The sequence below is a fragment of the Catellatospora coxensis genome (assembly GCF_016862635.1).
In the GTDB taxonomy this organism is placed as follows: domain Bacteria; phylum Actinomycetota; class Actinomycetes; order Mycobacteriales; family Micromonosporaceae; genus Catellatospora; species Catellatospora coxensis.
The window spans coordinates 22,256-31,700 of sequence record NZ_BONI01000099.1; the positions used below are offsets into that span (position 1 = coordinate 22,256).

11 protein-coding genes and 1 pseudogene are annotated in these 9,445 nt (G+C 72.4%); 5 read left to right on the forward strand and 7 right to left on the reverse strand.

Going from position 1 to position 9,445, the window contains the following annotated elements:
* Window positions 1-59 precede the first annotated feature (59 nt).
* Window positions 60-722 carry a potassium channel family protein gene (locus Cco03nite_RS37185; protein WP_203698721.1) on the forward strand — a complete coding sequence of 221 codons (663 nt, stop codon included), beginning with the start codon at window positions 60-62 and terminating at the stop codon, window positions 720-722.
* An 11-nt stretch (window positions 723-733) separates the two neighbouring features.
* Window positions 734-1,426: a potassium channel family protein gene (locus Cco03nite_RS37190; RefSeq protein WP_120318650.1), complete on the forward strand. Its 693-nt coding sequence runs from the start codon at window positions 734-736 to the stop codon at window positions 1,424-1,426.
* A gap of 162 nt (window positions 1,427-1,588) precedes the next feature.
* Here Cco03nite_RS37190 and Cco03nite_RS37195 read toward each other — a convergent pair whose 3' ends face one another.
* The 4 genes and pseudogenes from Cco03nite_RS37195 to dut all read right to left on the reverse strand — a co-directional run bounded on the left by Cco03nite_RS37195 (window position 1,589) and on the right by dut (window position 4,373).
* On the reverse strand, window positions 1,589-2,290 hold the full coding sequence (locus Cco03nite_RS37195; RefSeq protein WP_203698722.1) for a DUF3159 domain-containing protein: 702 nt from the start codon (window positions 2,288-2,290) through the stop codon (window positions 1,589-1,591).
* A gap of 99 nt (window positions 2,291-2,389) precedes the next feature.
* On the reverse strand, window positions 2,390-2,779 hold the full coding sequence (locus Cco03nite_RS37200) for an OB-fold nucleic acid binding domain-containing protein (protein ID WP_203698723.1): 390 nt from the start codon (window positions 2,777-2,779) through the stop codon (window positions 2,390-2,392).
* 364 nt (window positions 2,780-3,143) lie between these two features.
* A pseudogene (locus Cco03nite_RS37205) lies at window positions 3,144-3,908 on the reverse strand (DUF3710 domain-containing protein); the annotation flags it as partial.
* 9 nt (window positions 3,909-3,917) lie between these two features.
* Window positions 3,918-4,373 carry a dUTP diphosphatase gene (gene dut / locus Cco03nite_RS37210; RefSeq protein WP_203698724.1) on the reverse strand — a complete coding sequence of 152 codons (456 nt, stop codon included), beginning with the start codon at window positions 4,371-4,373 and terminating at the stop codon, window positions 3,918-3,920.
* A 180-nt stretch (window positions 4,374-4,553) separates the two neighbouring features.
* Between dut and Cco03nite_RS37215 the strand changes: the two genes are divergently transcribed.
* Complete coding sequence (locus Cco03nite_RS37215) at window positions 4,554-4,997, forward strand: DUF3093 domain-containing protein (protein ID WP_203698725.1); 444 nt, start codon at window positions 4,554-4,556, stop codon at window positions 4,995-4,997.
* On the opposite strand, the gene Cco03nite_RS37220 is transcribed toward Cco03nite_RS37215, so the two are convergent.
* Together Cco03nite_RS37220 and Cco03nite_RS37225 are read right to left on the reverse strand one after the other, a co-directional pair.
* Window positions 4,980-5,822: a hypothetical protein gene (locus tag Cco03nite_RS37220; protein WP_239167966.1), complete on the reverse strand. Its 843-nt coding sequence runs from the start codon at window positions 5,820-5,822 to the stop codon at window positions 4,980-4,982. The genes Cco03nite_RS37215 and Cco03nite_RS37220 overlap by 18 nt on opposite strands.
* 180 nt (window positions 5,823-6,002) lie before the next feature.
* Window positions 6,003-6,299: a DUF4193 domain-containing protein gene (locus Cco03nite_RS37225; protein ID WP_155372233.1), complete on the reverse strand. Its 297-nt coding sequence runs from the start codon at window positions 6,297-6,299 to the stop codon at window positions 6,003-6,005.
* 343 nt (window positions 6,300-6,642) lie between these two features.
* Between Cco03nite_RS37225 and Cco03nite_RS37230 the strand changes: the two genes are divergently transcribed.
* Entirely contained in the window at window positions 6,643-7,173 is a 531-nt protein-coding gene (locus Cco03nite_RS37230; RefSeq protein ID WP_203698726.1) for a LytR C-terminal domain-containing protein, read from the forward strand.
* Between the two features lie 190 nt (window positions 7,174-7,363).
* Here the strand turns inward: Cco03nite_RS37230 and Cco03nite_RS37235 are convergent, their stop codons facing one another.
* Complete coding sequence (locus Cco03nite_RS37235; RefSeq protein ID WP_239167967.1) at window positions 7,364-8,164, reverse strand: inositol monophosphatase family protein; 801 nt, start codon at window positions 8,162-8,164, stop codon at window positions 7,364-7,366.
* A 236-nt stretch (window positions 8,165-8,400) separates the two neighbouring features.
* On the opposite strand from Cco03nite_RS37235, the gene Cco03nite_RS43025 reads away from it, so the two are divergent.
* On the forward strand, window positions 8,401-9,445 hold a 1,045-nt coding region (locus Cco03nite_RS43025), incomplete at its 3' end, for a sigma-70 factor domain-containing protein (protein ID WP_275412102.1).

Below are 9,445 nucleotides of genomic sequence, written 5' to 3' on the forward strand. Positions count from 1 at the left end.
CGGGGCGCACCGCACCGGTGCCTGTCGCGGGGTCAGGACGCCGGTCGGGAGGGCGTGACGTGCACGTTGTGATCATGGGGTGCGGCCGGGTCGGCTCGACGCTCGCGCACAGCCTGGAGGCGCGCGGGCACTCCGTCTCGATCATCGATCAGGACGCCGACGCGTTCCGCCGGCTCTCCCCCGATTTCGCGGGCACCACGGTCACCGGCGTCGGCTTCGACCGCGAGGTCCTCATCCAGGCCGGCATCGAGCGGGCCGACGCCTTCGCCGCGGTCTCCAGCGGCGACAACTCCAACATCATCTCGGCGCGGCTGGCGCGCGAGACGTTCGGCGTGCAGCGCGTCGTGGCCCGCATCTACGACCAGCGCCGCGCCGAGGTGTACGAGCGGCTGGGCATCCCCACCGTGGCGACCGTGCGCTGGACCGCCGACCGCATCGTGCGGCACCTGGTGCCCGAGGGCGCCACCGAGCTGTACCGCGACCCCACCAGCACCGTCGCCATCATCGAGACCCCGGTCAACCCCGCCTGGATCGGCCACCCGCTGCACGCGCTGGAGGAGGCGACCGGCACCCGCACCGCCTTCCTGATGCGCTTCGGCCTCGGCACGCTGACCACCGCGTCGACCGTGCTGCAGGACGGCGACCAGGTGTTCATGCTGGTCACGGACGACATCGCGGAAACCGTCACCAAGATCGCCGCCGCGCCGCCGGCAACGGCCTAGGAGGAGTCACCATGCGGGTCGCCATCGCCGGGGCGGGCAACGTCGGGCGCTCCATCGCCCAGGAGCTCATCGAGAACGGCCACCAGGTCATGCTGCTGGAGCGCCAGCCGCGCATGCTGCGCCCCGAGCGGGTGCCGGCCGCGGACTGGGTGCTCGCCGACGCCTGCGAGCTGTCCAGCCTCCAGGAGATCAACCTCGCCGCCTGCGACGTGGTCGTCGCCGCCACCGGCGACGACAAGGTCAACCTGGTGGTGTCGCTGCTGGCCAAGACCGAGTTCGCGGTGCCGCGCGTGGTCGCCCGGGTCAACCGGGCCGAGAACGAGTGGCTGTTCACCGAGCAGTGGGGCGTGGACGTCTCCGTCTCCAAGCCGCGCGTGATGGCCGCCCTGGTCGAGGAGGCCGTCACGGTCGGCGACCTGGTCCGGTTGATGACCTTCCGGCACGGCGAGGCCAACCTCGTGGAGATCACCCTGCCGGAGGACGCCCCGCACGTGGGCCTGCCGATCCGCTCCATCCCGCTGCCGCCGGACAGCGCCCTGGTCGCCATCGTGCGCGGCCGGCGCGTGCTCACACCGACCCCGGACGACCCGGTCGAGGCCGGCGACGAGCTGGTCTTCGTCTGCACGGTCGAGGTCGAGGAGCAGGTCCGCTCGGTCATGCTCGGCGCCGACAGCGTCGAGAAGACCCGCTCCCGCCGCCGCTGACCCCGCGCGGCGGCGACACGCCCGCCTTGCCATAGACGTTGGCCTATCTCATCGAAAAACTCGCGATCGGAGTCGATGAGATAGGCCAACGTCTATGAAGATCGGGGTGGGGCGGCCACCGGCGCGCGCCCGTGCGGTGAGGCGCGGCGGCGGTGAGGCTGGTCAGGCGGGCTGGGGCTGTTCGCGGCGGACGCGGCGGACGACGCCGAAGCTGATCACCACGAGCAGGGCGAACAGCGGCGTGCCCATCACGATGCGGGCGATGCCGAGGGCGGTGCCCTGCTCGGTCATCCACAGCCCGCCCTGGACGGCCACCTTGATCGCGAACACCACCGCCCACAGCGCGGTCAGCTGGGAGAAGACCCGTACCAGCCGGGTGTCCTCGCGCCAGTCGTTGCGCCCGCCGTTGGCGATCACGGACCAGAACCAGCCCACCATCGGATGGCGCAGCGCGATCGAGCCCAGCAGGATCACGATCTGGCCCATGGTGATCCAGATGCCCGGCAGGTAGAAGTCGACCTCCTTGCCGGAGTCCCAGGCCATCCAGGCCCCCAGCCCGATGCCGAACAACCCGTTCAGCGCGAAGCGCACGGGCCGCTTCTGGATCAGCCGCACCACCGCGATCCAGATCGCCACCGCAGCGGACGCGCCGATGGCGGACTGCAGCGCGATGCGCGACTCCTCGGCCGGGAACCAGAAGCCCAGCACGATGTTGGTCAGCACGAACACGATGACCGGGATGGCCGCCTCGGTCATCCCGCGCCAGCCGCCCAGCTGCTGCGCCACCTGCTCGGCGAACGGCGGGAGCTGCTCGGGATCGTCCTCAGCAATGGCACGATTACGGTCAGTGACAGGATCGCTCATGCCAGCTCCTCGCTGCGCTCGTCGCCGGCAGCCGCCGACATCATGATTCGCTCGTGAAGCTCGCTCATCACCGCTCCTCGCTGCGCGCGGATCGCTCGCTCACGCGGCCGCTTCCAGCTCGTAGTAAGGGTTGTAGATGACCTTGCGACCGTCGCGCACGGCGACCCGGCCGCGCACGTTCAGCCCGCGCCCCGGCTCGATGCCGTTGATGTGCCGGCGGCCCAGGAACACCAGGGTGATCAGGTCGGTGCCGTCGTAGAGGTCGGCTTCCAGGGTGGGCAGGTTGGTGCGCGGCGTGTAGACGACCGTGCGCAGCCGGCCGCTGACGTTGACGAGATCGCCGCGGTGCACGGTGTCCGCGCAGACACAGCCCGCGAGTTCGGTGTCCCGGCGCAGCTCCTCCGACTCGAGTTCGGAGTCGGTGGCGGTGAGGCGGTGGAGCATGCCACGCAGCCCCTTGTGCCGTGATCGGGCGTCGTCGGTCGACATGACCTGCTTCATCCTTCCCCGCCGGGGCGAGGTCCCCGAGCGGCGCGTAACAGCCAGCCTACTGCGGGGCGGCCCGCCTGGGGACACCCCGGGCCGAACATGGGACGGCCCCGGGCGCGCCGCGGTGACGGCGGCGCGCCGGGGCCGGCCCGGGTCAGTCGCGGCGCGGCCGCGGGGAGGGCTTGCGGCGCGGGGCGTCACCCGGGGCGGGGGCCACGGCGCCGTTGGCGCCCGCCGGTGCGATCGAGCCGAACGGCGTCGGCGCGGGCGTCGGCGGCACCCGGCCCGGCACCAGCTGGTTGCCGGAGCCGCCGTACGGGTCGCCGCCGTAGGCGCCTTCGCCGTACTGCGGCTGGCGGGGCTGCTCGACGGGCGGTTCCGGCTCCGCCTGCGCGGCCTGCCGGGCGGCGGCCTCCTCGGCCATGTTCGGCGGCAGGCGCAGCGGCAGCGCCTCCCGGACCGGGCGGGCGGTGTCGTCGCGGCGGACCGCCAGGCCGGTCAGGCACAGCGTGAGCGGGCCGGCCTCGGTGACGTCGATCGCCGCCGGGCCCTGGAACACGGCGCGGACCATCCAGCGCGGGCCGTCGACCCCGATGAAGCGCAGGTCGTTGAAGCCCTCGGGGGTACGGATGCGGGCGCGCAGCTCGATGCCCCAGCGCCCGTTCACCTCCTCGGCGCCGACCCCGTCGGCGAACAGCGACTTGCGGATCTCCTCGCGCACCTCGTCCCAGATGCCCTCGGTGCGCGGCGCCGCGAAGACGCCGAGCTGGAGCGCGTTGGGGCCGTGCACGAGCGCGATCTGCTGGATCATGCCCTGCTCGCCGGCCTGCACCCGGATCTCGACCCCGTCGACCGCGGGCAGCAGCAGGCTGCCCAGGTCCAGGCGGGGCGCGTCGGGCGCCTCCGATACGTCATACGGGCCGTCGTCACCGAAGATCGAGGCCTCGGCGGGGAAGTGGGAGCCGTTCGTGCCGCCGGCGGACTGGGCGGCGGGCGCGTCAGCCTCGTCGGGCTGCCAGTCCTCGCCGAGCAGCGCGGCGCGCCGGGCGGCGCGGGCGTCCACGAACTTCGGCTCCTCGGCCTTGGCGTGCCGGCCACCGCTGGCCGCACGTCGTCGCGAGAAGATCACTGTTCCTCCTCATTTCCCCGTCGAGCCGTGCCCGCCGGTGCCCCGTACGGAGTCCGGCAGCTCGGCGACGTCGTGGAAGTGTGCCCGCTCCACCCGCTGCACGACAAGTTGCGCGATGCGGTCGCCGCGAGAGATCTTGGCGGTGTTCGCCCGGTCGTGGTTGATCAGCTGAACCAGGATCTCGCCCCGGTAGCCCGCGTCGACGGTGCCGGGAGCGTTGAGCACGGTCACCCCCATTTTCGCCGCCAGACCGGACCGGGGGTGGACCAATCCCACGAACCCGTCGGGCAGGGCGATGGCCACGCCCGTGGGCACCAGCCGGTGCTCGCCGGGGGCGAGCACGACGTCCTCGGCGGCGTACAGGTCCGCGCCGGCGTCCCCCGGATGGGCGTACGACGGCGGCGGCAGGTCCGGGTCGAGCCGGCGGATCGGCACCACGACGGGTGGGGTCGCAGGGGGATACAACGGTCAAACCTCCGGGGGAAGTGCTGAACGCGCGCCCGCGACGGGGAGCTGCGTCTCCTTGCCTCTATCCTGCCGCGCCCGGTGGACCCGGCGGGCCCTACCCTCGATGCTGTGACTCATCCAGGCAGCGGCACGGCATCCTCAGGCACAACGGCGACAGGGGGTGGCGCGGCACGGCCTGTGCCCGGTCACACCGAGCGCCTGTCCGTGCCGTGGTGGCTGTGGCTGCCGTCTTTGCTGGTCGGAGCCGTGTTGGCGGCTCAGGTCGGATTGGGCGCGGCCGGACCGCGCGGCTGGGTGGCGTACCCGGTGGTGCTGACCCTGGTCGCCGTGGGCCTGTGGCGGCTGGGCCGGATCCGGATCAGCGTGACCGAGGACGAGTTCCTGGTCGACGACGCCCGGCTGCCGCTGCGCCACGTGGCGCAGGCGATCCCGCTGGACGCCGCCACCAAGCGCGAGCTGCTCGGGCCGAGCGCCGACCCGATGGCCTTCGTGATCCAGCGGCCCTGGGTCCCCGGGGCCGTGCAGGTGGTGCTCGACGACCCCGACGACACCACGCCGTACTGGGTGATCAGCAGCCGCCGGCCCGAGGACCTGGCCCGCGCGCTACGCCGCGTCGGCTGACCCGGGCGGCAGCGCCGGGCCCCGCCGCTTGCTGCGCAGATCGTTGCGGATGTCGTCGCCGAGCCGGCGGGTGGCCTTGCGGTTGAGGTAGCTGGCGATGGCCGCGCCGGTCAGCAGCGGCCCCAGCGTGGTCAGGTTGCGCCCGAACCGCTTGAGGACCATGTCGCGCAGCTGCTTGCGGGTGGCCGTGCCGAGCACCGTGGCGGCTGCCGCGCCGGGCAGCATCGGGCTGATGCCCCGGTGGCTCGCCCAGCCCTGCATGAGGCTGATCGCCCGCTGGGTCGGCGTGCCGAGCACCGGCTGGCCGTACACCTCGTGCAGCTCGCCGATGAGCTTGAGCTCGATGCCGACCACGCCGACCGTCTCGGTCGCCAGTAAGACCGGCGTGGACAGCAGCGTGGGCGGCACCGCCCACTCGATGGAGGCCATGCCGCCGCCGACCGCGCCGACGCCCGCCGCGGCGCGGGCCGCGTTGCGGATCAGGCGCTCGGCGAGGGCTTCGTCGTCGAGGCCCGGGTAGTGCCGCCGCAGCGTCTCCAGGTCGCGTACCGGCACGTGCGGGGCCAGGTCCGAGACCGCCTCGGTGATCCAGTTGATCGCCTTGCGCGGCATGAACACTTCTTTGACGCCGCGCTCGCGCAGGCCCACCAGCATCCGCCCGAGCAGCTTGCGCCGCCCCGCCTTGTCCAGGTCCTCGTCGGCGAGCCCCGCCACGGCGAGGGCCAGCTCGTCGGGCTTCCCCGCGGCGGCGCCGGGCGCGGCAGTGCCCGACACGCCCGTCGATGACTCAGCCTCGCCGGGCACCTGGTCGGGGCTCGTGGTCATGGCTCGCTCCTGTCGGCTGAGACGGCATCCGGTCCACGACGGTCGTCGGGCCGCTGCGGACCCGGACCGTGTGCGGCACGCCGCGTCCGTTGCGGCGTGCCTCGATCCGTGTACCCAGATGTTCTGCGCCATCTCACCCCATCGCGTCAAGCCCCGGAAGCGCCCGGCAGGCTCACGCGGTCAGGCGCACTCGCGGCAGATCGGCTCGCCGTTGCGCTCGCCTGCCAGCTGGCTGCGGTGATGCACCAGGAAGCACCGCGAGCAGCGGAACTCGTCGGCCTGCATCGGCACGACCTTCACCGTGAGCTCCTCGTCGGCCAGGTCGCCGCCGGGCAGCTCGAAGTTCTCGGCGAGGTCGGTCTCGTCCACGTCCACGCTGCCCGACTGTGTGTCGACACGCCGGGCCTTCAGCTCCTCGAGGCTGTCCTCACCGAGGTCGGCCTCGTCACGGCGCGGGGCGTCGTAGTCGGTGGCCATCGATTGTCACACTCCCAATTTGTGTACTTGTCCGTCATGCGCACGCACGTTGTCACTCTCAATGAGCGCGGTACTTTAGCGCGCCCGTGTGGGAGTTGTACGCTCCTGCACGCGAAGTTGTTCCCGATGTGACTGAGCAGACAGCGCCATGGGGCCGTCGGGTCAGGCGAGACCAAGGTAGGGGCAGCCGCCCGCCGATCACGGTCGGCGCGCCGGGAACGTACGGCCAATTCCGGCCGTCTGTCGGGTCGCGGCCCCCGGCGGGCCGGTCAACCGATAACCTCTGGCCCATGCCGTCAAAGTGGCGGCAGCGGACCTCTGGCTCACGGGGAGCGGCACCGAGATGCAACTGGCACGAATTCGGGCGATCGCCATCATCAGCACCCTGGCGATCATCGGTATCACCCTTGCCGTGATCACGCTCAATCGTGACACGCAGAGCGAGGCTCCGGTGGCCAAGAGCTGCCCCGCAGGCTGGGTGCCCGTCGACGACACGCTGCCCGACTCCGAGAGTCAGGTCAAGATCAACGTCTACAACGCCACGAACACCGCGGACCTGGCCCGCAACGTGGCCGCGGACTTCACCAACCGCAAGTTCAAGGTGGAGAAGACGGGCAACGAGAAGAAGGCCCAGCCCGACATCGTCGCCGAGCTGCGCTACGGCCCGAAGACGGTCGGCGCGGCCCAGCTGCTGAAGGCGTACTTCCTCAACGACGTCGAGCCCGTGTTCGACATCAAGCGCGAGAACGACACCATCGACGTGATCATCGGTGGGCAGTTCAAGCAGCTCGCCACGCCGACCGAGATGCGCCAGGCGGTCGCCGCGCTGGGCCGGCCCGAGCTGCCCGAAGGCACCTGCGCCGAGAAGCCCTGACCTGCCGCCCTCCTCGTGAAACGGGGCCCGGCCGCCGTCGCACCCGTGCGGCGGCGGCCGGGCCCCGTCCGCGTTCCCGTTCCGGGCTGCCCGGCGCTCCTTGATCGTTCGACTTGCCAGGCAGGTGGGCGTATCGGCTACGCACAGCTGCCGGGCAAGTCCGATGACCTTGACGGGCCGCGGGGCGCGGCTACGGGCCGCCGTCGGCGTCGAGGTCGGTGAGCAGAACGTCCAGCACGGCGTGCAGGGCTGGTGGCGCCGCCAGCACCATCTGCCCGCCGGCGGGGCGGCCCGACAGGCCGGTCACCAGCAGGCCCGCCTCGCGGGCGATCAGCCCGCCCGCGGCCAGGTCCCACTCGGCCAGGCCCTTCTCGTAGTACGCGTCCAGCATCCCTTCGGCGGCCGCGCACAGGTCCAGCGCCGCCGCGCCCATCCGGCGGATGTCGCGGACCTGCGGCAGCACGTGCGCCACCACCGCCGCCTGGTGGGCCCGCCGCTCCCGGGCGTAGGCGAAGCCCGTGCCGACCAGCGACAGGGCCAGCTCGGTGGCCGCCGAGCCGGTCAGCCGCCGCCCGTCACGCCACGCTCCGTGGCCCCGCGCGGCCGTCCAGGTCTCCCCCGTCGCCGCGTTGCGCACCACTCCCGCCACGACCTCCCCGTCCACCTCCGCGGCGATCGACACGGCGTACTGGGCCAGCCCGTAGAGGTAGTTCACGGTGCCGTCGATCGGGTCGACGATCCAGCGGGCCCCGCCCGCACCGGCAATTCCCGCGCCGCCGAACTCCTCGCCGAGTACCGTGTCACCCGGGCGCCGCGCCGCCAGCGCGGCGATCACCTGTTGCTCGACCGCGCGGTCCGCGGCCGTCACGACGTCCGTGGCGGTGGATTTCGTGCCGACATCAATGATCGCCTCGTTACGCATACGGCGGGCGGTGTCGGCCGCGTCAGCGGCCACCTGTACCGCGATATCCAGCAGTTCCAGCTCGTTCACGACCGTCCTCCTCGTCACCTGGTGCCATCCTGCCAAGGCTCCGGAGCCCGCTCGCGGACCACCTGCGGCGTGCGCGCCGAGATGATCGCCGAGTACGGCGCTACAATTCACGCCTGCGTCGTGCCGAAGGTGCGAGGCGCATCCACACATCACACTGGCTGACCCACCGCGAAGCGCCATGCGACGCGGCCGAAGCCGCAGATTCTTGTTTGATACTCGCCTCCGGAAGGTCGTCCGTGACTGAAGCCCGCCAGATCAGCGCCGACGTTCGCTCGCTCACCGACATGCTGCTCGCCCAAGCCGCAGGCGCCGGCGGCCGGCTCACGCCTGCGGATGTCGCGCGCACCGTGGAGGCTGCCGACGTCACCCCCGCCCAGGCCAAGAAGATGCTTCGCGCTCTGCTCGAGGCGGGCGTGACGGTCGAGGTCGACGACTCCGCCAACGGCCGCCGCAAGGTGGCCGCCGCGCGGGCCGCGACCCCGGCGTCGAAGGCCACCACCGCGAAGGCGGCTCCGCCCGCCGCGTCGAAGGCCGCCAAGCCGGCCGCACCCAAGCAGGCCACGCCCACCGAGAGCGGCGCCGACGCGCCCGCTCCGGTGAAGCTGGCCCCGAAGGCCGCTCCGGCCAAGGCCGCCCCGGCGGCCAAGCCGGTGAAGGCCGCCGCCAAGGCCGCCCCCGCGAAGGCGGAGGACGGTGCCGAGGACAAGACGGCTGCCAAGGCCGCCCCCGCGAAGAAGGCCGCCGCCAAGAAGGCTGTCGAGAAGAAGACAGCCGAGAAGGCCGCGCCCGCCAAGGCCGCCAAGAAGGGCGAGCCGGGCGAGGGCGACGAGCCGGACGGCGCCGACCTCTCGATCGAGGAGCTGGCCGCCGACCTGGAGGACGTCGTCGTCGACGAGCCGGTCGAGGTGGCCCAGGCCGCCGAGGCCGACGCCGCCGCGTCCGACGACTTCGAGTGGGACGCCGAGGAGTCCGAGGCGCTCAAGCAGGCCCGCAAGGACGCCGAGCTGACCGCGTCGGCCGACTCCGTCCGGGCGTACCTCAAGCAGATCGGCAAGGTGCCGCTGCTCAACGCGGAGCAGGAGGTCGAGCTCGCCAAGCGGATCGAGGCCGGCCTGTACGCCGCCGAGCGGCTGCGCCAGGCCGAGGAGGAGGGCCTGGCCCTCACCCGCGACATGCAGCGCGACCTGCTGTGGGTCTCCCGCGACGGCGAGCGCGCCAAGAACCACCTGCTGGAGGCCAACCTCCGCCTGGTGGTGTCGCTGGCCAAGCGCTACACCGGCC